Consider the following 25,640-nt stretch of genomic DNA (forward strand, 5'->3'; position numbering starts at 1 on the left):
ACGATACTAGAGAATCCTGTTGACATCGGTTCGCAACTGCTCAACTGTCTTGTTGATGTCCATTCCTTGGAAGATAACTCTCGTTGCAGAAGCCCATACAGCATCCTGTAATTCAGCCATCTTCGTAGACATCAGAATTGGTGAAGCCTTGGCCATTTCAGCACTGAAAATGTCATAGTCTGGGATCGACGCTACTGCTAAAGATTTATCAAGCGTTTTTCGTGGTTGGTTATAACCAAGCTTGATGAATTCATTTGGCTGGCTTGCCATGGTGTCAATCCACTCCCATGTCAAGACGGGATCATCAGCTAGCTGTGAAACATAGAGACAGTACCCATAACCGATACCACCATAGTCCAAACCATCTGCATATCTTGGATAAGCCATAGGAGTCACATCTTCACGCGGAGTTCCCCAGTTATCCAAAACACCCCAATACCAAGATCCACCGGTCAAGAAGGTTGCTGTCTTACCAGTACCAAAACCTTCTCTTTCGTCATCAAACAATCCTGGATCCCAAATATCATATTTGGTAACCATATCTGTCATAGTCAAGATGACGTTGGAAATCTTTGGATCATTTATACTTGCTTTGAATCCTTCTTCCGTCAACCAATCAAACCCTTGTTGGGCAGCAAGAGCTGACATGATGAGGAATGGGAATGCGGCAACTTTGGAGTTTGTTGCAAATCCATTCCGGACCCGCACTCCTCCTTGATCAACAGTCATTTTCTTCGCGACACTGAAGAAATCATCCCATGTTTCAGGAATATCGTTCACTGGATCAAGTCCTGCCTCTTTCATGAATTTTGTGTTGATCCAACCGACATAGTTAGACAATTCGAATGGAATTCCATAATAATCTCCATTCCAATAACCACCTGAAATTTCGATAGAATTAGGTTCCCACATGTCAACTACTTCATCGACAGTATTTTTCCCAAATCCAGCAGGATCGATCTTCTGCATTTGTCCAGCTTCATGGAATTCAGCAGATTCCATGTTCGATAGTGCGAAAGAATCGATATCACCTTCTGAAGCTAATGCTATGCGAATTTGGTTGGCACGGTCTCCGTCAGCGAGCAACAACAAGTCGATCTCAACATCCGGATGCTTTTCTTGAAACATCTGTACAGCTTTATTGTTGATAACATCGTACGATGTCTCGGTCCAGTGATAATGCACGATCTTCTTCTTTGTCGTGGTCTCTGTTCGCCCAGCAGCGAAGACCATAGACACCATAAGAAGCAACAGCAATACCAGTAGCCATTTTTTCCTACTCATAATATCCTCCTTTGATATTTTTACGGACCATTCTGTCCGAATAACCTCTTATTTTGTTACGGTAACAATGAAAAATCGGGCATGACCCCGTGCAATCTAAATGCTGAGAATGCTTCTGCGTATGTATATCCGGCCTGCAATCCACGAAATTCACTCATAATCCGGCACGAATCGACAAAGCTTTGATCCTCATATTCGCTCATCCATGATATTTGGCTCTTGTGACATAGTAGGGCTTTCACCTTTTGATCATATTCCTCTGTTATATCAACATATACTTCCGGGACAAAGTTGACCCCTGCACTCGTATCCCAATAGAAAAGAGAGGGGAATCTCTTCATCGGAGGTTCATCTGCGGGTATGTTCTTGCCCACCAATGAAAGCATGACCCGACCGACGACTGTACCAGTCACGTTATGGTCAGTGCTGAGATCACAAGGCGGATTCGTAAAAATGACATCGGGAGAAGCCCATCGAATCGCATTGATAATATCCCTTCTCAATTGTTCACTATCGACAAGCCCTTCATCGTTGTATCTAAGAAATCTAACTTGTGCATCATAGAATTTAGCTGCCTGTAATTGCTCTTCTTCACGTGTCTTGGCAATCACATCCCTTCCATTGATGACATTGGACCCGATATTCCCACTGGTAGTCAGAGCAATAAATATGCTATGACCTTTTTTCCTATACTTCAGTAATGTACCACCACAGAGAAATTCCACATCATCAGGATGCGAACCAAAAGCTAAAATATTCATCTTATTATCCTCCCGTGCTTTAAAATTACCCGATCAACTCCAAGGCTTTATTTACGATAACATCCGAAGCTGAGGGAGCGAATATTGTGCTGACTGTCTCATATAATGAATCAGCATCAGCCTCGTAAAAATTTTCCTCGTGGGGCAAATATCCGAAATATCCATCAGATAGACCGCAAAGAAGTAAAGTCTTGCCCTTCACACTTCTTTTGATTGCAAGATTCACATCCATTAATGGTTCAACAGGTATTGCGATCCAAGCGATCTTTCCTGCGTCCATGACAGCCATAGGTATTGAAATGGAACCTGATTTGATGTCAATATACGATCGATTTTTTCGATAGGCCCAGAGAAATTGCGTATATGAAAATTGTTCAGCTACATATTTCTCAGTCAATTCCGCACAGATATTGTTTTTCACACAATGTTTCTTAACCAGTTCGTTTATACTTTGATCCTCTGGCACATCATCGACATCAATACCAAGAAACTGGGCGAAATTGTATTTCATCGTTGATATTCTCGCCTCAAATTCATCATCGGTCATTTTACCGTATTTCAGTGGAACCTTGACTTGAGTCCTTGCCATTTTAATGGATTCCAATTCACCATTCGTTTCTTTCACAAGAACAGTTGAAAGATCCCGTGAAAAACGTGCGGAAATCTGTTCCATAGTTTCAAAAGATACGCCCAAAGCTTGATTGGGGTCAGACATATCAAGCACTCCACGAGTCCATGGATCGACATTCCCTTCCGCTCCCTGTATATACATCAAGGGCATTGATTGGGAATTCTCAAACCAATCACGAACTGGACCAATCCAATCTGAACTCAATAGATAATTATCAACTCCGAGTGAAGTAAGATGACAGGAATAATAAAGAAGAGCGCCAAATGATTTACGGTATTCATCTTCCAAGGTACACAAGAACATCCGATCATCGACAGGCTTTTCCAGTCCTCTTCTGTTCACACCAATACTGCCAGTTCCTTGGCGTATTACCAATTTCCCCGGTTTCTGGTTTCTTATCGATTCTTGTATGGCTTCGATGATTTGAGAAAGCAAGTAATGATAATAAAAACGTTCTTTCTTATCCGTCGCTAGATGTAATGCGTACGCATCCGGCCCAGAATGAGTATGTGTCCCTTGCAAGATAATATTTGTTTCACTGATTCCCAATTGTCTGGAAATTGCTTGCTTTATAGCCACAGCACAATCCGGACCAAATAGACACAAATCCGCACTAACCCAATAAAAAGGAGCTGAGTCTTGTGGATCTACATACAAAGCGTATGCTCGTAATTGATCATGTATCCCTTCTGATGCATGGTCCCGATCTCCATATCCCATCATCATCATTGGAGATTGAGGTGTGATATCTCGCCAGGCGATTCCCATGCGCATCATATTATCTCCTAAGATTTCTCCAAACCCGCACCCGTAAGACAATCCGGTAGGTAGTGCCTCGAGAAATTTCGCCCCCATCGGTAAGAAGGTCTAAAACCTTCTGCCATGGGAACACCGACTTGAAGGCCTCTGTACCGTGCAGGAATCTCAAGGAACGCGTCCATTTCATAGTTGAACAGAGTCTTCATCCATGTATTCTGACTCTCATGATATCCAAGAAGTTTAACTTTCTTCTCAAAAACATGTGTTATTTCTACATATAGCTCCGGTTCAAAACCAACCCCTGCGGGAGTATCCATGAAATACAAGTGTGGAATGGCTTTTTTTGTCGGAGGTGCTTCAGTTTTGATATTTGGAACTCCAGCCATATGCAGACACTCGTCCACGATATAACCGGTTATAGAATGATCGGGGTTGTAATCAGTCCGGCAAGGACTGATTACAACATCAGGATCTGCGATTCTCATGGCATTTATGAATGCATGTCGGGTCTCAACGGAATCAATCAAAAACTCATCGTCAAAACCAAGCCAGATCAACTCGGCTCCAATAAAATCGGCAGCACTTTGGGCTTCTCGTTTCCTCACCTTGGCAATTTCTTCTTTGGAAAGGGATGTTGATCCAACATTTCCATTTGTAGCCACGCAGAAATATAGTTTTGCCCCCATCTGTGCATACCTCAGGGCAGTACCACCGCAAAAGGACTCAATATCATCCGGATGGGCCCCAAAAAACAACACATTCATACAAACACCTCCAAAGTACCCGAACTATTCCACACCCAGCAAGTGGCTAATCGTGTAATAATCAAGCGCTTCGTAATCCCTAGCTTTGATCAACTTATCACGTTTTGCGATATCGAAAGTCTCGACCTTCTTCTCGAGGAGTTTGAATACGGCCATACTATTTTCTATATGCTTGTAGCAAACCTCAATTTTCTGCGTTCTCATAGTCTTGACATCAAGCCCGATATATTCGCCATTGTGTCCATACCCATGGTTTTTAAGGACCATAACTTGGTTGAATGCCTGACGAAGATTTTCTGCTCCAAAACTCTTATCCTGATCATACCGCATACCATTCTGGTCATTCAGGTGCACACCCCAGAGCTTTTTATTTGCCAAAGCAAAACCCATTTCTACCGCTGGATCAAGCCCAGCCAAGATAGCATGGGCACTCTCAATCAAACCTCCTACACGGTCCGGTGCGGCAGTCAGTCGAGCTAGAGCGATAACATGTCCAATCGTCGGGCAAAAACTTCTATCGATCGGCTCATTGGGTTTAGGCTCGATCAAAACCCTAATGGTAGGATCGTAATTCAAAATCGAATCAATTCCGGCAACCAATCGCTCCATTCCAACTACAGGATCTTTGCTCTCTTGGCAAAGAGTTCCTTCCCGAGCCAGCCATAATACAATTCTGTCACATCCAAGAGTCCTTGCTATATCTACCGAACGCTGAGCTCTCCAGAATGCGAAATCCCGATCTTCTTTACTATTGGAGGTAAATCCACCATCAGAAGTATGAGGATCCATCCATAGACGAGGTGCAACGAATTCTGCTTCAAGTCCGTACTCGTCCAAAAGGCTCTTGACATCTTTAGCCCGAGATTTGATCTGATCTTCAGAAAGATTGTTCATATCGGGCACAGCGTCATCGTCATGGAATTGGACTGCGCTGATGCCAATCTCTTTGAACTTCTTTACTTTATCCTCGAAAGGAATGGATTTGCGGACGGCTGGCCCAAAAGCATCTTCTCCTTCATGTACATTCCATGGTCCTACAGAAAAACGAAACTTTGACATACTTGACTCCTCTTTTTGTTATTTTGATTCAAATTGTTTCCCAACTTCTGTTTCTTACACTCTTGAGAACAGCTGCCAAGATTCTCATCTCTTCATAACCAGTAAAGAAAGTAGGCCGCTGCATCGTATCTTCAGCTCCTGCTCCATTCTCAATCGCTGAATAAAAATCTTCAAATAAATGTTTGACTGCATCATGGTACCCGAGTGGGTGTCCTGCGGGTAACACAGCATATTGCGCTGCCTCGGGATACATCAAGTTAGCGTTTTCGATCAGTTCTTCGTTGGCCTTGAATCTATGTCCAATCCACAATCGAGTTGCATCCTTGTGATTCCAAGCATATGAACAATTGGTTCCATAAATTTCAAAAGCAGTTTCCGATTTCCTTCCATTACATACTTGACTCGTGGTAAAACTGCCAGGGATATTTCCCTCCAGGCGGAAATGGACAGCCGCATACTCCTCCAACTCACATCGAAATTCCTCGCTATCCACCTCTTCTATGTGCTGGAATGCCAAAACTTGTGATTTTGGTTTTTTCCTAGTGGGTATCAAAGTTGCGAAATCACCGATCACCTCAGTAATCCGTTGACCAGTAAGATACTGGATAAGATCAAACCAATGACTTCCCAAATCCGCCATTACATTTGAATCACCATTTTCAGCTTTTTCCAATCTCCAGCTATAATCGGTTTCCATCGATAACCAATCCTGAAACCATGTTCCATGGACCATCCTAACGATTCCCAAATCTCCATTTCTTATTCTTGCTGCAGCTTCTTGAACAACAGGGTAGTATCGATAACAAAAATCCACTCCTGTCACCGCGTTCTTCTTCACCGAAAGTTCCCACAGCTCCTGGGCTTCTTCCAACGTCATGGCCAGTGGCTTCTCTGAAAGAATTTGTTTTCCAGCAAGAAGGGCTCGCTTATTTATCTCAAAGTGATATTTGTTTGGCGTGCAATTATGAATGACATCGATCGTCGGATCATCCACGACATCTTTCCAGTCGCTTGAATAGGATTCAATTCCATATTTTGTTGCGGCTTTCTTCGCCAGCTCAATAGTATTATCAACGATTTTAGTTACCTGCACACCACCAATACGGACAAGTTGCTCTAAATGTACATTTCCAATATAACCAGCGCCAATCAAACCAACACGTATCATTTATACAGCCCTCCAAGATAAGATTTCATAACCTGACTAAAAAACATTCTATAACGCTTATATGCTGAGGTCAATGAATATTTTACACCTTTTTGTTTGATTTATATATAAAATAAATATTTTACTGGATTTTTATGATGTGTTTAATATATTATATATTTAACAAGGAGAAAAAACGTTGAAAGTTTTGAATATGGTTGCCCCTACTACATCCCTTGACAATTATTGAACCATATTGCATTACCTGTAAGAGGTTTAACCTCCCACCAATATCCCTGGAGCAAATTGATGACAAATCTAAATAGTAGTGAACTTGAAATTTTAAAGAGTATACAGATGCTTGACAGCCCAACTCGCCACTTGATAAGCAAAAATGCAGGTATGAGCGTCCAAAAAGTATCGCAAGTCCTAAAAACACTCGAATCAAAAAGAATTATCAGAAAAGCTGGGAAAGCTTTTTCATCGAGTGGTCGACCTTCTTACATCTATGAGATGGATCCGAAGCAGATGTATACAATCGGAGCTGCGATTAGTAATCATGGCATCTCACTTGTCGTAACCGATGCCACTAAGGAGATTGTCAAAAACAGTGCCTTGGAATTTTCTGAGGAAGCATTGGTTAGCCATGATCCTACAAAGATACTTGAAGAAATCATCGATCCTTTGAAAAAAGCCAAGGCAGATATTGAAAAAGAAGGTGGAACCGCCGTTTCAATCGGCATCTCGTTACCCGGGATGATCGATACGGCTAGAAGGGTTTGGCTATCCGGTTTACAACTTCCGGGAATCAATCATCTGGATATCAATAAGGAAATCTGCAAGCGCATGGATATTCCTGTTTATGTCGAAGACAACTCGCGTATCATATCATATTATGAGAAAGTTGAGGGACACGGAAAAGACCTGAATAATTTTGTAGTCCTCTACCTTGGAATAGGAGTTGGCGCTGGCATTATCATCGACAAGTCAATTTATCGTGGAGCCAATGGAACGGCTGGAGAAATCGGTCACATAATCCACTCCAAGAATAACTACCGTTGTAGTTGTGGAAATGTTGGATGCCTAGAGACCGTTACATCTGATTCTGGTGTTATCAGAGTCTTCAAAGATCGTCTTTCAGAGGGAGTCCACTCATTATTGCAGCCTTACGCCAATACAGGTACCCTCACCCTTGAAGCGATCCTTCAAGCCGCAAATGAAGGTGACAAACTTGCACGGACCACACTTTTTGAAATCGGACAATTCATTGGCGATGCCTGTACCATCCTGATCAACTTGTTCAATCCTGAAAAACTATTCATTACAGGAACTCTTGAAATCCTAAAAAACCATCTCATGGATGCGATCATGTTATCCTTGGATAGGAAAGTAGTACCGAGCATACTCGAAAACACCAAAGTCGAGTTTACCCCCTACTCTGCTAAGAACGAAGCTTATGGAGCTGCCCTATTTGCGGTTTCCCAATATTGGAACGATCTATTGACAAATGAAGACAATTTCATGGGGCAGGATTGTGAATGAATTCTTCGATGGCGCCTCAAATATTACTTTAGACCTAGCCAAACAGAGGCTACGGGAAGCAAACCTATCTTTTGCGGAGTTACCTATTTCCCAGGATTCCACAATCCTTATAGTCGAATTAGGAGGAAGAATACTTGGACCCTTCTCAGGCATCAACAAAAGAAGCGTCCTATGGATGCCTTCTTGGTGGAATACCAGCGAATCTTGGAAAGAAGCTATAATAAGAAAGGAATGGAATATCGGTGGTGAAAGACTTTGGGTTGCTCCAGAAATCCAGTATTGCATCACCGATCGCTTCAATCCTACTTTGTCATACAAGCTTCCTGCCGAAATGGATCCTGGCGAATACCACATAACCAGACCTCGGGCTTCGCTAATAAACCTTGAAGCAAAAATGAAACTCAAGGCACTACACTACTCTCCTCCAGACCAACAAATATCTGTTGGACGAAAAGTCGAACCCGCCAAAAATCCTTTGCGTAACCTATATCAGAGGGATCTTCTCATGAAGGGGATCCAGTACTCAGGGTACAAGCACTCCATACAATTGCGGATAGAATCTCCCGACCCATGCCTGAGCGAAGCATGGAGCATTATGCAAGTAAGACAGGGCGGGATATCCATCCTACCCACCTTTGGCAAACCACAAATCGGCTGGTATTACCATCCCGAACCAACAAGCTTGATCGAATTTGAAAAATCTCCAATGCTCGTGCATCACTGTGAACAAAAGCTATTCAAGATAGGCATCCACAGCACTTCCCTAACTGGACGAGCGGGATACCTACATAATGCCGATGGTACAAATCCACCGTATCTCATTATCCGGAATTACCGTGTATCGCCTTCGTCAGAGTACTGCGAAGAACCATTTACCTCCCCAGGAGAAAACGGATATGCATGCCACTTATACAATAGTGGTAATCCCAAAGAAAGATTTGGGGAAATCGAGTGCCATGGGAATGCAATGGGTGGATCATCAGAAGAAGACACCTCGAGTCTCACACTGGAAACATGGTTCTTTGAAGGAAATTACATGCAGCTGGAAATGATTGCTCATCAACTGCTGTCATACCAACCCAGCACAAAGACAATAAAATAGCCCGCACGGAATGATTGACACTACCGTACGAGCTAAGAATCACTACTTACAGCAGAAAGAAGCTGCTCGGACAAATTCCATAGCCTTTTCCCTGATTTCTTCCTTAGAACTAAGAGGATTGACCCCGAAACCAGAACCCAGACCTGCATCAACGACACCAATCGAAATATTTATCGCTCGATTTAGAATGTCATCAGTTTTCGGTAGCATACCTTTTTCATAGACTACATCTGTGGGGAATTCAGTACTTCTAAACGGAGGACCTTCAGCTACTTGCTTTTTCCCAAGTATTTGCTCCATATTGTTATACACATGCCACCCTGAATGGGAAATGGTCTTTGTGCCAAGCTTCTTGGCGACAGCATCAGCAGCTTCCTTTGAAGGCAACAGTACGGTCAACAATGTTGCCAACTCCCCCGCTTCATCATTGAGTTTTCTAAACTGGAGTTTTGGTAGTTCATCTTTGAGTATCTTCTTGAAGTCTTTCTTGATACTATGCAACCTCTCCAGTAGTTGATCGAGTTTTTTAAATTGTGCGAGCAATACGGCACCAGTCAATTCATTCATCCGGAAATTTTGACCGATTATGGATCGATTACCCACTTCTAGCCCGGTTCTTAGCGGCATATGCCCTTGATCATGAATAGCAAATGCAGACTTGAACACTGACTCATCATTCATCAACACCAAGCCACCATCACCGGCATTGATAGTTTTATATACATTGAATGAATATGTACCGATATCACCGAATAGACCAAGATATTTACCTTTATACATACCTCCAAAAGCCTGTGCGGTATCTTCTATAAGCAATAACTTGTGCTTATTTGCAATCGCAACCAATTCATCCATTGCGCAAGGATTTCCTAGCATATGTACAGCCATTATCGCTTTCGTCTTCGGAGTGATATGCCTTTCGACATCATTGGGATCCAGAGTCAAGCTATCATCAATCTCCGCAAGCACAGGAACCGCACCCACAGTGATAATTGAAGACATCGATGCAATAAATGTATAACCAGGACAAATCACCTCATCCCCAGGTCCAATACGCAATGCTTGCAATGCAACAATCAATGCAGACGTTCCTGATGTGACAGCCAAACCATATTTTGCCCCGAATTTTCGCGCAACTTCATTTTCCAGTGTGTAGACTTTCTTTTTAAACTTAGGATCGTCTTCACTTCCATAGCGATTGAGATGTCCTGAACGAATTACATCCAAAACCTCTCGCTCTTCCTCTTCTCCGATAAAGTAAAACCCTGGCCCTGGCATAGGTCTCCTCCTCTATTTAATCATATCATACACATTATCACCACCAATTGCGCACGTCAACATCATTTATGTATATTTTATTTTTATAGTTGTTTTTTTTTCTTGTTTTAGCTTCCATTTACATATATAATCTTTTTATATAGGAGATGAGATTTTCTGTCGTATTTACTTGACAGGTGCAAAGTCCCCATATGATAATTTGGAAGATATGGCAGGTGGTATGTAGTGAAGAAACAACAGGTATGGAAAGCCACCGCAATCATAGTTTTACTTTGTATCATCTTGATTGCCGGGCTCTTATTTCGGAACTCAAAAACATCCTTACTCTTTCAAGTACAAGATTCGGTAAGTAAAAGTTGGATTTGGGATTTACTTGTGAAGATCCAAAATAAGGAGCTTCATGGATATTTCCAATCTGACGACTCACTGATCAATTATCAATTTACAGATTTACGCCCGGGAGATACGCAGCTTATCATTTCTGCACCGAACTATGAGACAATCACAATTCCACTGAAATTGGAACGCGGTGTAAATCGAATTGAAAAGCCCATCTCACTCAAAGGATTGACAATTCCAGGACTTGATGGATTCTATGTCTTTGAAAATGAAGAAGCAGATGGATGGTCCCTAACTATTCGACCAGTGACGGAAGATAATCGTGCCATATCACTGCACCCGACTATCGATATATGGATTGGAGCAAAAATCTCGAAGTGGGATCCACTTTTAGCAAGAACGATTGGTAACCTCGATAAGCAACCGATCCTATATAGCGGAAATATTCCTTGGAAGTGGGATGCGTATCCCGAGACCCAATTTAGGTATACGTCCTTTATTCCATTTGATGTCTTACCTGAGGATTCGGGAAAAACCTATGTAATAGAATACCTGATTCTCGTTCCCAATCTACTGGAAATAGATTATGAAGAATTCCATGCCCTTACAAAAGAAATCCCATCGATGGACACCTCTACAGCAAAGTCATATTTGGAATCACTTGGTACAAGAGTATCCTACTATGCGGACATCTCGTGGGATGTCACGAGGAGCCAATAATGGACACACATTTGATACAAACCGCTGGGCTATCTAAAAGATTCGGTACTCAACAAGCTGTCGATGCATTGTCCCTCACTATCGATAAAGGAGAAATATATGGGTTTCTCGGCCCCAATGGAGCCGGGAAGACTACTACTCTACGGATGATTCTCGGTCTGACAAAACCAGATTCCGGAGAGATCTACTATCATGGGAATCTTGTAAACGGTACAGACCCCTCCTATAGAGCTAATATCGGTGTTGTCCCTGAAAAACATCCTTCGGGTATGTGGAAATGGATGACAGCAGTCGAGTATCTACAATTGTTTGGTAATCTGTTCGATGTTACCGCTAGCACTCAAAAAATCAATTCAATGCTCGATCATTTGGATCTTCGAGCCCATAAGAACAAACCAATATGCAAATTTTCTCGAGGGATGATGCAAAAACTAAGTTTTGCCAGAGCATTGATCCATGATCCGGAAATCCTATTACTCGATGAACCGATCTCCGGCTTGGATCCTTTTGGAATTCACCAAATGCGTGATTTGATTATCGAACAGCACCGTAAGGGGAAAACTATCATCGTCTCATCGCATCTACTCTCTGAAGTTGAAAAATTCTGTACGCGCATAGGAATTATCCATCAAGGAAAAATGATTACTGAAAATGCAACGAATAAAATCATCGATTCAATTATCCCTACAAAAAATTTTCGTATTGAGATTGACAGTATTTCCGATGGTCTCATCGGAAAGTTCCTTGAATTACCTTTTATTCTTGACGCCAAAATAGATGCTTCAGCTATTGTTGTATCCGTCGAAAAAGAAGGGGATTATAGAAAAGCGATTTCCAGCTTCCTCTACGATAATGGAATCTCACCCTTACTCATCCAAGAACAAGTAAAGACACTTGAAGAAGCCTTCCTGTCCATCACCTCAATCCAGGCAAACACACATGAAGAGGCCAAATAATGAGTGAATTGCGAAATATCACCATCCTTACAAAGATAAACGCAAAAGAGACCTTTCTGAATCCGTCTTATTATATCGCTATGACAATTAGCACACTATTGGGATATTTACCGATACGATCATTCATCCAATCAATAGGCCCACAAGGATTCAATCCATCCCAGACTCCACTATTCGCAAACATAACCCAAGCTTTGGAACAATTGTTCAGCACAATTATGGTCGATAAGCTCTTTGCTGAGGGACCATTTCTATTCGCAGCCTATTGTGCTGTAGTTCCTATGTTACTTTATATCTTGATATCTTCAATCATCACCTATCATCAATACAAGGACCAAGGTGTCTTGGAATTGCTTCGATACGGGCCATTGAAATCCCGTTCATATCTTTTTTCATTATTTCTAATCAATTTAATAGCCCTCGCTATATATTGTATCTATCTGATAGTAGTTTTCTATCTAGTATCCAGATTCAACAATCTACTTCTAGGTCCTGCTTTCGTAGGCTCGATGATTACCCTTTTCTTGGTATCGTTCTTGTTATGTGCTTACACGTTGCTTAGCGCAGTCTCTACCGATTCAAGTATCGGCTCTATCTCTTTGTTGCTTGCTATACTTATCATATTTCTTTCTGTACAGCTTGTCACATACTCTATTGTCGCTGAACAGGTCTCTACAATCGCTTCATTTGTTTCGCTGGCAGTACAATGGATATCTCCTTTCTTCTACATGGCTATGATCCAAACAGGTTTTGAATTGTCATCATGGATACATATCCTTGGTGGTGCAACATGCTTCTTTGGATTGACTGTTATCATTGGATTTATCTCCATATGGATCCAAGCACAAAAGGAGAGCAAATCATGAAGAAAATTATGATCCTCTCTATTGCAATCTTACTAATACTATTCAGTCCAGTTTTTGCTGAAGTTCCGAATCGTATCGAAGAAACTATTTATTCAATAGCTGCCTACAGTGGAAAAGATTATGCACTGACATTCGCAAAACAAGACTCCTCAACCATCTTCATACATGCGGATGTTGACAATTTCGCTAGTCTAAAGAAAAACTTCATCTATTTCTGGCCGATAACCGACCAATGGCTGGTAGACGATTCAATTCTTGATATCACATATAAGGGTACACTTGAGATAACGGACAAGAATGGAAACATAATTCCCATCGAAACTGTTAACTATACATTCTATAACATGCGAGGTACGTACGATAACAATTGGCATATAAAAACAGGCACTGAGGCTGAAGAAGAATGGAATGATTATATTGAACTAGTCTTAGCTTATCAGGAAGCTGTCTCGAATTACAATCGGGCATACACCGCATATCAACAACGAACTTCCGAACTTTTCAATCAGATATTGCAGATTAAGGCAGAAGGGAAACCCTATGAACATTTACTTCAGGAGATGGAGAATATCAAACAACCTTCAGAACCAGAACCACCCAAGAAATATACAGTTCCCCCAATACGGCTGCAAAAAGGTTATCCAATCAATTTACCCGAAGGAGAATACACAATTCAACTGAAAACTCCGTCAGGGAACATACTGGAAGGATCTGAAAAGAAATTGATATCTATCAAGGGAAGAAGGACGAATTCCATAGGATATGAAATCTTCCCAGCTGTACGATGGACTCAACCGACGAACAGTACGACACCGGCATCCGTGCTCTATGTAGATGGAACTTCCGACCTTTATGTCCGTCCATTTTTCCAAACCGAATATAAAGATCTTCAGTATAATAAAATGATTAATAACCAGGAGTCGGGCAATCCAAACCTGTATCGTTGGGTAAAGATTCAACAAGTACCTGATAGTGGTATATCTGTAACGTCAGAAAACCAAGCGATAGAAATCTATGAAGAACCATATATTGTTGAACAATCAAAGACAACTGCACTCGGATATACCATTGCACCTTATGATCCAACCGGAGAGCATGTGGGAAAAACTCCAAGCATATCCGCGTTACATATTCCCCTGAACCCAATGATGCATGAGTTAGAATTTTCTCTGTTAGGACTTGAAGATCCAAAAGCCATCGCCACCAGCGGACGCGTCATTCGGATTATCTCCGGTATCCAAAACGAAACCATTACCGTAGTGCTGATTATCCTTCCGATTCTAGCCCTACTTCTTGTATTCTCGGTAAGACGAAAGACGTATCAATAAACTCGAATCATCATAAATCTACAAACTGATTCACTAGGGAAATGACTGTTATACATGAATACCGCCGTAAAAAGAAATCTGCCCAGACTGCATGTGCTTAGCAGATAAAACAAACTCCCCACGAAGACTCATGATGGAACAAATCGGCACCTATACGTATTTTCCCAGCTTGAATTGAACCTTAGAAAAGAATAAAACCCCATCCACTTGGGATGAGCCAAAAGTATGAGTATCGAAGACCATGGCTATCTGGAGGCTCGAGTAATTCGAGACTACCGATATCGTAGCTCTAGATGCTCTTTTTGCTTTTAAAGAGTTGACAACAAAGTATCGGTAATGATTCAGATCAACATATGCATGATCGATTCTTGATCAGTCTCCTTCGCTGGAAGTACATCCATGATCTTCCCATTGTTCATTACATAGATACGGTCACACATACCCAGCAATTCTGGCAGCTCAGAAGAAATCAATAGAATGCCCTTACCCCTTGCCGCAAGATCGTTGATTATAGTATACACGTCATACTTTGCCCCTACGTCAATTCCTCGAGTAGGTTCATCCATGACATAGATATCGGAATCACAATTAAGCCATTTGGCCAAAACTACTTTCTGCTGATTCCCACCACTGAGATTGAGAACCTTTTGTAGGATGGTTGGGCATTTGATACTAAACTCATCCACTGCCTTTTCTGTTACCACAACTTCTTCATTCTTGTTGATGACAAATCCATTTGAAACCGAAGCCATGTTGGCCATGGTAATATTGTCTTTCACACTACCAATCAAAACTAGACCAAGTCCCTTGCGATCTTCAGAGATGTAAGCAATACCATTCTTTATAGCTTTTGGGACGGTACTTACATCTATCGGTTCTCCTTTGAGAAACACTTCACCCTGAATGTTTTTTCCATAACTCTTACCGAACAGACTCATCGCGAATTCAGTTCTTCCGGCCCCCATAAGCCCCGCTAATCCAACAACTTCTCCGGCATGAATCGTTAGATTGATATTGTCAGAAACCTTTCTCTCTTGATTCGGATGGTCGACACTCCAATTTTCCACTTTGAATATTTGCTCTCCGATATAATCGCTCCGACTAGGATATCTATTTATCAATTCCCTACCGACCATATCTTTTACGATCTCTTTCTCTCCAATCGGTTGTTTGTGGAGATCTTTGTAACTGACAGTCTTTCCATCACGTAAAATTGTTATTGAATCAGCGACAGCGAGAACTTCGTTCAATTTATGGGAAATAAGTACGGAAGTGAGTCCATCCTTCTTGAATTTCCTGAGCAATTCCAAAAGATTCTTACTTTCTATTTCATTCAACGCTGCAGTCGGTTCATCCAAGATTAGAACAGTAATATTTTTTGATAAAGCTTTTGCAATTTCTATCAACTGCCGTTGTCCAACACCTATTGCTTCAACGGGGGTAGAAACATCAACATCCAATCCAACGGATTTCGCTAGAGCTTTTGCCTTCACTAACGTCTCATTCCAATGTACGACACCATGATTTGCTGTTTCGTTTCCTAAAAAAATATTCTCCGCAATCGAGAGTTTTGGAATCAAGGTGAATTCCTGATGAATTATACCAATCCCCGCTTCCTCGCTTTGTTTTATACTCTTCACTTGATAACTATTTTGGCGGAAGACAATCTCCCCTTCGAAAGTACCATGGGGATACACCCCACTTAGTACATTCATGAGCGTAGATTTTCCTGCACCATTCTCGCCGACAATTGCGTGTATCTCGCCTTGTCTTACTTTCAATGAGACATCATCAAGTGCACGGACACCGGGAAACAATTTGGTGATATTGTGCATCTCAAGTATATAGTTGTTTTCCAAAAGAGTACTCCCCATGCTTATCACAATTGCTGAGGTTTGAATTTACTTACAAACCTCAGCAATGTAGTCTTTAATAACGATTACAGAATGTCATCTTCAGCGTACAAGCCACGATCTATGACTATTCTCCAGTTGTCCTTGTCTACCAAGAACGGTTCATACATAGCAGTTGGTACATCAATCATATCATTGTAGAATGTCTTGTCTACCTTCGGTTGCTCACCACGCTCATAGGCTCTGATAACTTGATAAACTCTCTCCGCAAGCTCTTGTGCATCCAAGAACATGGTCATTGATTGCTGACCATTGATAATGGATTTAATAGCTGTAAGCTCACAATCTTGACCGGTAACTATGGGAAATGGTCGTTCCGGTGTACCATAGCCCATTGAAGCCAAAGAAGATATTGCTCCAAGCGCCACACAGTCGGCTGCTGCCAAAACGGCATCAACATTCTTATCAGTGTAGTAAGCTCCCAAGAGATTGTCCATTCTTGCTTGTGCTTTTGAGCTGTCCCAAGCAAGAGTCGCAATTACATTGAAATCCACCTGACCGCTCGGAACTACCAGAGATCCGGAGTCAAGATATTTCTGAAGTACACTCATGGCACCATTATAGAAGATTTGTGCATTTGGATCGTCAGGACTGCCTCCAATGATTTCCAAATTGAACGGTCCTTTTGCGCCCGTATCCAAACCAAGAGTTTGTTCAATATATGTTCCTTGTATCTGTCCCAATTTGTACAGGTCGAAGGTTACATAAAAATCCACAGCCTCTGTGTTCATGATCAAACGGTCATTCGCAATAATCTTGACTCCATCGGCTCGAGCCTTTTCGACAGCATCAGAAAGTGCATAAGAATCCACAGCCGCAATGACAATATAATCAGAACCGAGCAGTACTGCCGTATCAATCTGGGATACTTGTCTTTCAACTACATCTTCAGCGAATTCAAGTCGGGTCTGAAATCCTGCAGCTTCGAATCTTGCTACCAATTCATCTCCTTGAGCAGTCCAGATGGGCTGTTCTTTCGTCGGCATCAGAAATGTAACCAAAGAACTGTCATCAGCCTTCTCTTCAGCTCCCGCAGCACTCACTGTTACCATTGCCATAAGCAACACCAATAACACTAAAATCATTTTTTTCATACCATTTCCTCCTTTTGGTATTCCAATCATTCCTCTTTGTTCTTGTTGACTACCCCCGTCTATTCTTTAAAATAAAATCGATGGCAACCGCGAATAGAATTACCAGACCTTTGATAGCCTGTTGTATATCAACCGAGATACCTACTATTGACATACCGTTATTCATTACACCCATGATCAATGTACCCAATAGAGCCCCTGCGATAGTACCGGTTCCACCAGTGACGGAAGCACCTCCAATAAAACAGGCTGCGATAGCATCCAACTCAAAGGAGTTTCCTGCTTTGGGTGTTCCAGCATTCAATCTTGCGGCAAATACGATACCTGCGATCGCTGCAAGAAAACCCATATTCACGTTGGTTATGAAAATGATCATCTTTGTATTGATTCCAGAGAGTTTGGAGGCTGGTTCATTTCCTCCGATTGCATATATTCGTCTTCCGATGACCGTATTCCCAGTAATAAATGCATATATAACTATCAATACGACGAGCAGTATGAAAAGAAATGGGATACCATTGTAAGCAGCAAAGAAATAGGCAAGGATCATTACCCCAGAGAAGAAAAAAGCTTGTTTGACGATGAACATCCACAACGGTATTACTTCGAATCCATATTTCCTCGTATTCCTTCGTGTTCTGATACTATTCCATATGAGAACAATACCAATAACCAAACCAAATACCAGCGAAGTGATATTCAGAGCTCCGCCACCAAAATAATCTGGAATAAAATTCGTACTTATCGCACGAAATGTTGAAGTGAAAGGACCTATGGAACGACCTTCCAAAATAGCGATAGTCAACCCTCGGAAGATCAACATACCGGCTAAAGTCGTTATAAAGGCTGGAATACCAATAAATGCAGTCCAAAAGCCTTGCCAAGCGCCTATCAATGCGCCAATAAGCAAGCACACGAATAATGTGACTATGAATGGAGCTTCAAGATTGACAATCATGATGGCTGCTATGGCGCCGGTAAATGCTACGATCGAACCAACTGAAAGATCAATTCTTCCAGTAATTATTACCGGCAACATCCCGATTGCCAGGATCAGGATGTATCCATTCTGCAATACCAAGTTGGTAATATTAAGCGGCTTTAACAGAACACCATTGGTTAGTATCTGAAAGAGAATGATAATCATGCCAAGAGCGATGACCATTCCATATTGTCTTACGTTTCCCCTGAACATATTCGCTATCCGTTTCACATTGCATCCCCTTTTTGTTATTTGAAAGAATCCAGATAAATCTGAAAAAGCCAGGTCACATTAATATTGTCACTTAAATATATTTTATATGTTTTATTCTATGTTTAGATTAGTTCACTTGTCAATTAATTTTTTTTTATTATTATCTGTTGATTTTATTTATACTATTTTCCCACCTTACCGTTATATTACAGAAAGAGAATAATTATATTATTGAACACATTTTGCAGTACAAATATTCAGATTTTCAAGCATTTTTGTGCGTATACTTAAGTACCGATATGTCTGATGACTACGATAGTCTTGACTTGATACTAAAACTGTTCACCCATAGAATGAGGTGACATACATTATAGGAGAGCTAGGATTCACAAATGGATAACGAACGACACACCTTAGGTACACACCTCATTTTGGCTCTGGTTGCCTTCAGTTGGGGAACGAACAATATCATTATGAAAATTGGATTTAACCATGTATCTGCCGGCCAGTTCGGTGGAATCCGCATGCTCTTCGCGTTCCCCCTCATGATCTACCTGGCTTTCTTTTTACCAGGACGGATTCGATTCAGCAAGAAAGATTTTGTTGGCATCATGGCAGTTGGTATAGCCGGTCTGGGAGTATTCCAAACCCTCTTTCCTATCGGAATCGATGAAACCAGTACCCCATTAGGTGGCATCCTCATGGCGACCATGCCTATCCAGGTTGTTATCATATCTCTTTTATTCCGTTTGGAGAAACCCACCTGGAAAGCTATCGCAGGCATCCTACTGACTATCGTCGGGCTCGCTATCATCACCATAGCAGCGGGTGAATCGAGTAGCCACGAAGATACTACTATCCGTGGTATCCTCTTTGTCGTCCTTGCTGAATTGGGATACGGAATAAACACCACTTTCCTACGCCCTTACATGCGTCGCTATCCTCCGCTACAGGTAACCGGTCTAGCTATGGCGACATCGGTAATCATGTATGAGTTGGTCTATCTATCTGAGATGCGCGCTCTAGACTTTACGACTCTTCCTCCAGTCGCATGGCTTACCACCATCTACTCTGGCCTGATCGCATTCCTGCTTGCCAATGTCATGTGGAATCTTTCGGTAAAGAGGATCGGCAGCACACAGGTTGCAGTCTATGGCAACCTGCCACCGGTGGTAGTGTTAATACTTAGCGCATTGATCTTCCAAGATCTACTTAACATTGTACAGATGCTTGGTTCTCTGATCATCCTAACAGGTGTCATCCTTGCCCAGACACGATCAACCAAGCCAAGCATCACACCTACCGTACAAAACACTGTTGGATAACAAATATCTAAACTGGCACAATTGCCTTTCTCTCACTCAAAGTGAACGTGGTACCGGAACTCTCAACCTAGATCAACTCTGAGCGAGGTCATTATGTTGGTATAACAAAATCCTGAGGAAGTAATGATGCGCTAGCCCTATCCAAGTACCAATGGCAACTCTCATGCTGTTGTAGGATGGATGCTGGGCATAGGCCCGAGACAGGCCCGATTAATGCACAGGAAACCGCTTTGGCTTTCCTCCTATCAGGGACGGTATTTATGATATGATTTGACTTCATTATTTGCTTAACACCCATGGAGACAGCCTGTTTGGGCACATCGTCGAGCGTGGAAAACCATCCTTCTCCCAGCTGTTGCCTCCTACATGCGTCATCCAATTCTACCAGCAAGTATGGTTGCTCATTTTCAAAGTCAGCTGGAGGATCGTTAAAGGCAAGATGTCCATTTTCCCCTACTCCAACGAAAGCCACATCCACCTGTTTTCCTTGGATCATTTTAGACAAACGATTGATTTCAGCTTCAATATCCTGCGCATCGCCTTTGATGTAATTGAATCGCTTCAGGGTACCTACCTTATCGACAAACCGCTCTTTCAGGTACTTGCGAAAACTCGCTGAGTGGAACACAGAAATACCGATGTACTCATCCAGATGGAAGGCTTCCACCTTTGACCAATCGATGTCCTCTCGGACTAAATATTCCAGCATATCGAATTGACTAGCTCCAGTTGCCACGATTATTGTTGCAAAGCCTTTATACGCAATTGCTTCATTGATCAGCGAGGCACCCTTTCTAGCGGCAAGGGCGCCACTGGTTCGTTTATCACTACTAATGGTAATGGTCACACGATATCCTTTTGGATGTCTCAGAACGACTGTGAGAATTGCACCCGTACACCATCCGGATCGAGTACGTAGAAAAACTTTATATGATCGTTCGGTTGGAAAGGACCACTTTCAATCTCGATTCCATGCTCTTTTACGAATGTCATGGCATCATCTAGAGATTCTACGGCGAATCCAAGAGAGATTGCATTTCCTACCGATGACGCTGGACCAATACGCTTTATCAATTCAACTTCCGTCTCACCATCCCCGAGGAATACGATTTCACTTCCCGGGCCTGCAGAGAACCGACGATTGACTGGCAATCCAACAATATCCCGATAGAAGGCAATAGACCTTTCCAAATCTGTTACCATGATAGTTGTCCAACAATATTTCATCCGAACCTCCAATCGAAAAACTGTCTTCATAGTAGCACAAAACGCTAAAAGATGTAGGAGCCAAATCTACCGATACGTGCCATTTGGTTGTTAAAACCGTTCAGGAAAATCGTACTAAGCTTTCACATGCTGCCCAAAGACTCGCAAAAACATCTCAACTTGCGGTGGCGCCACATCCAAATTTTTTGCAATATCGCAGATCGCCTCCAAGTATTCTACATAGCGGTACATAGCCTTAGGGTACGAGATATAACCGAACTCCTCGAATTCCTTGAACCTGTTGCTGCTGATAGCACCAATAACTCGTTTATCGAGGATGAGCGCAGGCAAGGTTTCCACATGGACACCGCAAAAATAGAGGAGTTTTGACAGTAGCGATATTCCCAGTCCACTGACCTGTGTGACGGCAAACCAATAATCTTCCCAAAAAGAAAGAGTAGAACTCGCTACAGCCTCCTCCAAGTATTTGATGAGCATGTGCTTGTTCTTGAAAATATTTTCATGGAAAGATCCGAGCATTCCCACGGGATAACCCCATAAAACAGTGAGAAAGAGAACCTTCTCCAAATCGCCGCTCTTTGCAGCTGAAAAGATATCTGCTCTGGAAATTGTTATCGTTTTCTGCTTGGAAAAAATCGAGGCTAGCTTATCATGCTCTTTGAAGTAGCGTTTCCATCGGTTGATTCCTGTATCCACGCTCTCTAGTTCTACCGGAAGATGCGAAACCAACTCCTTGAATTGGGCAATACTGAAAGGAGGTGGTGGTCTTCGTCTCTTTTTTCGAGCAAACCCGAACGGATCAAAGTTCTCAATATCGATATCGGTCAGAGGATAGGCAATGGAAGGTTCGGCGAATGATTTGTATGTATCATCGTACTGTTCCCAGGTGGTTTCGTCTTTAATTTCCAGTATCATGGCACAACCCTACCTGATATTCACTATGCTAACCATCGCCTCTTTAGGTTACCCCTATCGAAGAATGTTTAGGAATTCCGAATAATACGACGGACTGTTTCGTAATGAATCCCTAAGAAGGCAGCGATATCACTATTAGAATGGCCTTCATAATTGGCAAGCAAGATAAACTGGTCCCTCAGAGGTTTAAATATAACCTTGATCTTGTTACCAGTTTTTCCTATGAGCAAAGCGTCGACTACCCGATCATAACGCATCGCCTTTCTCAACACCCAATCCGAAGAGGCAATAACCGATTGAAAGATGTCCCACAGATGCTCAGGATTATCGATTGGCTGATCAATCGTAGGAAAGATTCCCATAACCAGACTCACATCATCTGAATCTACACCGATTTCCTGTAGGGCTTCATTTTCTCCTACATCTTTGTGGATGTCACTTTCACAGCAGGAAAAATAACGAGATAACGCTTCTTCTGGATTGTCTGAAAAATAAGAGAGCATTTTCTCTCTAGCTATACACGTAGGTAGGTTTCGTGAAATCGCCGCATGAGCACCCCAGAGATAATTTCCCGGATTCTCGACCAGATTTGCTTTAACGGGATTTTGGACGATGTATCTAACAACTGCCTTATAATAAGACATTCCTCTTACCACGAAGTTATGGTACCGATCTTCATAGATAGTCCCCGTACGACGATATCGTTTGTTGTAGTACCAGGTATACGCTCTATTTAAACGCATCATGAACCGATCGAGTGCAACAGAACTTACTTCCACCAGCAGATGGTAATGGTTATCCATCACCACGTAATGTAGCAAGATAATACCCATTCCTTCTACATGTGATTTAAGTATCCTGATAAAGCACTCCTTATCATGAGGATGCAAGAAAATGCGGTTACGATTGTTTCCTCTCTGCGTAATATGGTGGATGCTACCTATCTCGTCCAACCCTATCCGTCTTGGCATGGTCTTCACCTCCTAAATCTCATCTTTATCTATCCTTATTACTATCACCTCCCCAAAAGGTGATTTGCTTCACATGAAAGACATGCCAGCAAGCTTTCGTTTTCTGCACTTGTCCGGAATTTCTACATGAAATAATAATATACTTTTTGTTATATAACTTCTGTTATGTATTACCCTGGGGAAATATCCACCTCACCACGTTACCCTTGAATTTTAGGTACTACAGAGGCTATTGGCTGTAAGGAAAAGACAACAAGATCCCACGGAACCCTGCGATTTTGAGCATTTCAATAATGGTGTTATCTTTCAAGCCCTATCGGTACCTCGACGCCTTTCACCTTGCTCCCATACGGTGCGCAAGCCGATGCCTACCGAAGCAGCCCTACTCCTTAAAATAACCCCTGAATTGCAGGTCCACGTGGGACTACGAAACACAGTGAAACACATGAACCCCTTCTGGAGTGTCTTATTTTGCAGCTCTACGTGGTGACGTGGGGTTTTCCCCAGGGTAACTCATAAAAAACCGTACCAATGCACGCCTAGTCGGTACACCAAGTGGCGGCAGTGTAAATCACTATGGCGAAGTTAAAAGCTTCACAATCCCCCATAGTGGCATACCAGTAGCCTACTCCACGAAATTCTTTACCATGGATCCCCATCATCCAGGCGGATCATTACAACCTGATCTTCTGGTAGAACCAACAGTTGCCGACATGCTTGCAGGAAGAGACACAACGGTCGAAGCAATCCTATGACAGCAACAGCCCGTCGTAAGTAGGACGAGCTGTTGTGATAATTGACATACGTATGGATATTATTTAACGAAAGTACCACCTTCAATGGTGAAATACGGTTCTATTCTATCGGAATCAGCGGGGTTTAAGATAAGAGTCACTTCCGCTCCCTCCTCGTAAATAATGTCCGCGGTTGCGTTTAACATTACGTTATCAGATGCTGAAATTCTAAGGGATGAACCCTCAGACAAAACTGGTGGTAATCCAAACATCCTCTCTTCACCAGGGAGAATAGCGTCCTCTGAAACCGTAGGTTCAACAATTTCTCCACGAGGATCAGCAATATAATATCCCCAAAAATCTAACTCATTTATCGGTGAATCAGTTGCGTTGACCACAGTCAAGGTAGTCTCTTCAAATTCATTGGCTTCCCGGCAACTGATCAAACCAATGAGTAAGAAAATGCATAGAAACGCCAAAACCACATTCTTTTTCATAAGGAACCTCTTTGTTGTATAGATAGTTCATAATATGATGGATTAATCCGATTGGGAACCTTTATAAGTAATATTTTGCGTAGTATATCACATAGTATGCTTAAAGCATGTAGTTCTTATATTGCAAGGGGAAAGTCTTCCCCTCGGTCCTATCGGCTACTCGTCGCCTATCCCCCTTGCTCCCATACTGTACGCAAGCCGGCGCCTGCCGATGCAGCCCTGCCCCTTCAAATAACCTCGTAATTATATTCCGACGAAATGTTAAAAACACAGAAAGTATAGGAGATCCTATTCTCATATGATGACCAATCAAAGAATATTGCCGATCATTTTTGACAATATTTATGCATACTAGCGAAGAAGTATGATATTATAAACGGAATATGTAATTCGGAGTAGATCTAGTGGAGTTTTTGACAACAAAAAAAATAGCAGCGGGCATAGAAGACATCATCAAAAATGCAAACACTCGAATTTTTCTAATTTCTCCTTATATCAAATTATCAAAAGAATATATCGAATGGCTAGAAGAAGCAGTAGAGAGGGACGTTGATATTGTTATAATTTACGGAAAGCAAAAAGATATTGAAGAGAATACTAGGAAAGCCTTAGAAGGTTTAGGTAATATTACTGTCAAATATTATGAGCACCTGCATTCGAAATGCTATATGAATGAATCCTTCGCGATAGTATCTTCTATGAATTTATATGATTTTTCTGAGCGAAATAACAGAGAAATGGGCATTTCAATTTTTAGGAAGGAAGATTCAGAAATTTTTAGTAAGATATTTATTGAGATACGATCACTTATACGAATTTCAAAAAATATCAATTTCATACCTAGGCAGAGTGGAATTAATCACTTTTTTAGTGACTTAGAAACAACCAGAAAAAGAGATAAATCTTCAAGCACTAAAAGAAAATCAATAAAGTTTGCTTTAGACGGATTTTGTATACGCTGCGGGGATGAAATCCCATTGGAACCAAGTCGACCTTTATGTGATGATTGTTACGAAACATGGTCGATATTTTATAATTTTGATTATGAAGAAAACTTTTGTCACGTTTGCGGTGAAGAATCTGATGTGAATTTTCGCAAACCTCTCTGCTTCAGTTGCTATAGGCATTCTGATATTTAGGTTAATAAAATACTCTACATCTTCAAACAAATTTTTCCTTTCCCAAGGTCAATCCTTTTGCCAATTATTGACCTTTCGTCCCCTATAAGGCTAA

The 25,640-nt window shown here is 41.8% G+C and carries 23 protein-coding genes; 8 read left to right on the forward strand and 15 right to left on the reverse strand.

All coding sequences use genetic code 11. The features are described from left to right. Positions 1 to 6: 6 nt before the first annotated feature. From ACODJP_RS04835 to ACODJP_RS04860, 6 genes are read right to left on the reverse strand one after another with little or no spacing between them, the layout of a single operon-like run. Complete coding sequence (locus ACODJP_RS04835; protein ID WP_422479063.1) at positions 7 to 1,284, reverse strand: ABC transporter substrate-binding protein; 1,278 nt, start codon at positions 1,282 to 1,284, stop codon at positions 7 to 9. Between the two features lie 56 nt (positions 1,285 to 1,340). Next, positions 1,341 to 2,045, reverse strand: a complete 705-nt coding sequence (locus tag ACODJP_RS04840; RefSeq protein ID WP_422479065.1) for a PIG-L deacetylase family protein — start codon at positions 2,043 to 2,045, stop codon at positions 1,341 to 1,343. A 25-nt stretch (positions 2,046 to 2,070) separates the two neighbouring features. Beyond that, positions 2,071 to 3,453, reverse strand: a complete 1,383-nt coding sequence (locus ACODJP_RS04845; RefSeq protein ID WP_422479067.1) for a neutral/alkaline non-lysosomal ceramidase N-terminal domain-containing protein — start codon at positions 3,451 to 3,453, stop codon at positions 2,071 to 2,073. An 8-nt stretch (positions 3,454 to 3,461) separates the two neighbouring features. Beyond that, entirely contained in the window at positions 3,462 to 4,199 is a 738-nt protein-coding gene (locus ACODJP_RS04850; RefSeq protein ID WP_422479069.1) for a PIG-L deacetylase family protein, read from the reverse strand. 24 nt (positions 4,200 to 4,223) lie between these two features. Beyond that, on the reverse strand, positions 4,224 to 5,258 hold the full coding sequence (locus ACODJP_RS04855; protein ID WP_422479071.1) for a TIM barrel protein: 1,035 nt from the start codon (positions 5,256 to 5,258) through the stop codon (positions 4,224 to 4,226). A gap of 28 nt (positions 5,259 to 5,286) precedes the next feature. Beyond that, on the reverse strand, positions 5,287 to 6,426 hold the full coding sequence (locus ACODJP_RS04860) for a Gfo/Idh/MocA family protein (RefSeq protein WP_422479073.1): 1,140 nt from the start codon (positions 6,424 to 6,426) through the stop codon (positions 5,287 to 5,289). Between the two features lie 288 nt (positions 6,427 to 6,714). Here ACODJP_RS04860 and ACODJP_RS04865 point away from each other — a divergent pair, with 288 nt between their 5' ends. Together ACODJP_RS04865 and ACODJP_RS04870 are read left to right on the forward strand one after the other, a co-directional pair. Next, positions 6,715 to 7,947 (forward strand): ROK family protein, encoded by a 1,233-nt coding sequence (locus ACODJP_RS04865; RefSeq protein ID WP_422479075.1) that lies wholly within the window; start codon positions 6,715 to 6,717, stop codon positions 7,945 to 7,947. Next, positions 7,913 to 9,049 carry a hypothetical protein gene (locus ACODJP_RS04870; protein ID WP_422479077.1) on the forward strand — a complete coding sequence of 379 codons (1,137 nt, stop codon included), beginning with the start codon at positions 7,913 to 7,915 and terminating at the stop codon, positions 9,047 to 9,049. The genes ACODJP_RS04865 and ACODJP_RS04870 overlap by 35 nt, the downstream gene beginning before the upstream one ends. 42 nt (positions 9,050 to 9,091) lie before the next feature. Here ACODJP_RS04870 and ACODJP_RS04875 read toward each other — a convergent pair whose 3' ends face one another. Continuing rightward, on the reverse strand, positions 9,092 to 10,327 hold the full coding sequence (locus tag ACODJP_RS04875) for a DegT/DnrJ/EryC1/StrS family aminotransferase (RefSeq protein WP_422479079.1): 1,236 nt from the start codon (positions 10,325 to 10,327) through the stop codon (positions 9,092 to 9,094). A gap of 375 nt (positions 10,328 to 10,702) precedes the next feature. On the opposite strand from ACODJP_RS04875, the gene ACODJP_RS04880 reads away from it, so the two are divergent. Genes ACODJP_RS04880 through ACODJP_RS04895 form a run of 4 tightly spaced genes read left to right on the forward strand, consistent with a single transcriptional unit; the run spans position 10,703 to position 14,536 of the window. After that, positions 10,703 to 11,386, forward strand: a complete 684-nt coding sequence (locus ACODJP_RS04880; RefSeq protein WP_422479081.1) for a hypothetical protein — start codon at positions 10,703 to 10,705, stop codon at positions 11,384 to 11,386. Further along, complete coding sequence (locus ACODJP_RS04885; protein WP_422479083.1) at positions 11,386 to 12,342, forward strand: ABC transporter ATP-binding protein; 957 nt, start codon at positions 11,386 to 11,388, stop codon at positions 12,340 to 12,342. Before ACODJP_RS04880 ends, ACODJP_RS04885 begins: the two co-directional genes overlap by 1 nt. Then, the gene (locus ACODJP_RS04890; RefSeq protein WP_422479085.1) at positions 12,342 to 13,208 is read left to right on the forward strand and encodes a hypothetical protein; all 867 of its coding nucleotides are present in this window, start codon (positions 12,342 to 12,344) and stop codon (positions 13,206 to 13,208) included. Before ACODJP_RS04885 ends, ACODJP_RS04890 begins: the two co-directional genes overlap by 1 nt. Beyond that, on the forward strand, positions 13,205 to 14,536 hold the full coding sequence (locus ACODJP_RS04895) for a hypothetical protein (protein ID WP_422479087.1): 1,332 nt from the start codon (positions 13,205 to 13,207) through the stop codon (positions 14,534 to 14,536). The genes ACODJP_RS04890 and ACODJP_RS04895 overlap by 4 nt, the downstream gene beginning before the upstream one ends. A 341-nt stretch (positions 14,537 to 14,877) precedes the next feature. On the opposite strand, the gene ACODJP_RS04900 is transcribed toward ACODJP_RS04895, so the two are convergent. The 3 genes from ACODJP_RS04900 to mmsB all read right to left on the reverse strand — a co-directional run bounded on the left by ACODJP_RS04900 (position 14,878) and on the right by mmsB (position 18,756). Beyond that, positions 14,878 to 16,395, reverse strand: a complete 1,518-nt coding sequence (locus ACODJP_RS04900) for an ATP-binding cassette domain-containing protein (RefSeq protein ID WP_422479089.1) — start codon at positions 16,393 to 16,395, stop codon at positions 14,878 to 14,880. Between the two features lie 80 nt (positions 16,396 to 16,475). After that, positions 16,476 to 17,543, reverse strand: a complete 1,068-nt coding sequence (locus tag ACODJP_RS04905) for a substrate-binding domain-containing protein (RefSeq protein WP_422479091.1) — start codon at positions 17,541 to 17,543, stop codon at positions 16,476 to 16,478. 49 nt (positions 17,544 to 17,592) lie between these two features. Continuing rightward, positions 17,593 to 18,756: a multiple monosaccharide ABC transporter permease gene (gene mmsB, locus ACODJP_RS04910; protein ID WP_422479093.1), complete on the reverse strand. Its 1,164-nt coding sequence runs from the start codon at positions 18,754 to 18,756 to the stop codon at positions 17,593 to 17,595. Between the two features lie 374 nt (positions 18,757 to 19,130). Here mmsB and ACODJP_RS04915 point away from each other — a divergent pair, with 374 nt between their 5' ends. Further along, positions 19,131 to 20,063, forward strand: a complete 933-nt coding sequence (locus tag ACODJP_RS04915) for a DMT family transporter (protein WP_422479095.1) — start codon at positions 19,131 to 19,133, stop codon at positions 20,061 to 20,063. Between the two features lie 91 nt (positions 20,064 to 20,154). On the opposite strand, the gene ACODJP_RS04920 is transcribed toward ACODJP_RS04915, so the two are convergent. From ACODJP_RS04920 to ACODJP_RS04940, 5 genes are all read right to left on the reverse strand, one after another. Next, positions 20,155 to 20,910 carry a glucosamine-6-phosphate deaminase gene (locus ACODJP_RS04920; protein WP_422479097.1) on the reverse strand — a complete coding sequence of 252 codons (756 nt, stop codon included), beginning with the start codon at positions 20,908 to 20,910 and terminating at the stop codon, positions 20,155 to 20,157. A 20-nt stretch (positions 20,911 to 20,930) separates the two neighbouring features. Then, positions 20,931 to 21,290, reverse strand: a complete 360-nt coding sequence (locus ACODJP_RS04925) for a VOC family protein (RefSeq protein WP_422479099.1) — start codon at positions 21,288 to 21,290, stop codon at positions 20,931 to 20,933. A gap of 114 nt (positions 21,291 to 21,404) precedes the next feature. After that, a complete protein-coding gene (locus tag ACODJP_RS04930; RefSeq protein ID WP_422479101.1) occupies positions 21,405 to 22,205 on the reverse strand; it encodes a hypothetical protein in 801 nt (266 codons plus the stop codon). 68 nt (positions 22,206 to 22,273) lie between these two features. Beyond that, positions 22,274 to 23,176: a transposase gene (locus tag ACODJP_RS04935; protein ID WP_422479103.1), complete on the reverse strand. Its 903-nt coding sequence runs from the start codon at positions 23,174 to 23,176 to the stop codon at positions 22,274 to 22,276. Positions 23,177 to 23,990: 814 nt separating this feature from the next. Further along, entirely contained in the window at positions 23,991 to 24,407 is a 417-nt protein-coding gene (locus ACODJP_RS04940; protein WP_422479105.1) for a hypothetical protein, read from the reverse strand. Positions 24,408 to 24,811: 404 nt separating this feature from the next. On the opposite strand from ACODJP_RS04940, the gene ACODJP_RS04945 reads away from it, so the two are divergent. Further along, entirely contained in the window at positions 24,812 to 25,546 is a 735-nt protein-coding gene (locus ACODJP_RS04945) for a phospholipase D-like domain-containing protein (protein ID WP_422479107.1), read from the forward strand. Positions 25,547 to 25,640 lie beyond the last annotated feature (94 nt).

This window comes from Pleomorphochaeta sp. DL1XJH-081, from assembly GCF_049310885.1.
Lineage (GTDB): Bacteria > Spirochaetota > Spirochaetia > Sphaerochaetales > Sphaerochaetaceae > CAYZJV01.

Coding starts and splice junctions, on each gene's coding strand:
- ACODJP_RS04835 (WP_422479063.1), bottom strand. CDS start 1,284: ATGAGTAGGAAAAAATGGCTACTGGTATTGCTGTTGCTTCTTATGGTG.
- ACODJP_RS04840 (WP_422479065.1), bottom strand. CDS start 2,045: ATGAATATTTTAGCTTTTGGTTCGCATCCTGATGATGTGGAATTTCTC.
- ACODJP_RS04845 (WP_422479067.1), bottom strand. CDS start 3,453: ATGATGCGCATGGGAATCGCCTGGCGAGATATCACACCTCAATCTCCA.
- ACODJP_RS04850 (WP_422479069.1), bottom strand. CDS start 4,199: ATGAATGTGTTGTTTTTTGGGGCCCATCCGGATGATATTGAGTCCTTT.
- ACODJP_RS04855 (WP_422479071.1), bottom strand. CDS start 5,258: ATGTCAAAGTTTCGTTTTTCTGTAGGACCATGGAATGTACATGAAGGA.
- ACODJP_RS04860 (WP_422479073.1), bottom strand. CDS start 6,426: ATGATACGTGTTGGTTTGATTGGCGCTGGTTATATTGGAAATGTACAT.
- ACODJP_RS04865 (WP_422479075.1), top strand. CDS start 6,715: ATGACAAATCTAAATAGTAGTGAACTTGAAATTTTAAAGAGTATACAG.
- ACODJP_RS04870 (WP_422479077.1), top strand. CDS start 7,913: ATGAAGACAATTTCATGGGGCAGGATTGTGAATGAATTCTTCGATGGC.
- ACODJP_RS04875 (WP_422479079.1), bottom strand. CDS start 10,327: ATGCCAGGGCCAGGGTTTTACTTTATCGGAGAAGAGGAAGAGCGAGAG.
- ACODJP_RS04885 (WP_422479083.1), top strand. CDS start 11,386: ATGGACACACATTTGATACAAACCGCTGGGCTATCTAAAAGATTCGGT.
- ACODJP_RS04890 (WP_422479085.1), top strand. CDS start 12,342: ATGAGTGAATTGCGAAATATCACCATCCTTACAAAGATAAACGCAAAA.
- ACODJP_RS04895 (WP_422479087.1), top strand. CDS start 13,205: ATGAAGAAAATTATGATCCTCTCTATTGCAATCTTACTAATACTATTC.
- ACODJP_RS04905 (WP_422479091.1), bottom strand. CDS start 17,543: ATGAAAAAAATGATTTTAGTGTTATTGGTGTTGCTTATGGCAATGGTA.
- ACODJP_RS04915 (WP_422479095.1), top strand. CDS start 19,131: ATGGATAACGAACGACACACCTTAGGTACACACCTCATTTTGGCTCTG.
- ACODJP_RS04925 (WP_422479099.1), bottom strand. CDS start 21,290: ATGAAATATTGTTGGACAACTATCATGGTAACAGATTTGGAAAGGTCT.
- ACODJP_RS04930 (WP_422479101.1), bottom strand. CDS start 22,205: ATGATACTGGAAATTAAAGACGAAACCACCTGGGAACAGTACGATGAT.
- ACODJP_RS04935 (WP_422479103.1), bottom strand. CDS start 23,176: ATGCCAAGACGGATAGGGTTGGACGAGATAGGTAGCATCCACCATATT.
- ACODJP_RS04940 (WP_422479105.1), bottom strand. CDS start 24,407: ATGAAAAAGAATGTGGTTTTGGCGTTTCTATGCATTTTCTTACTCATT.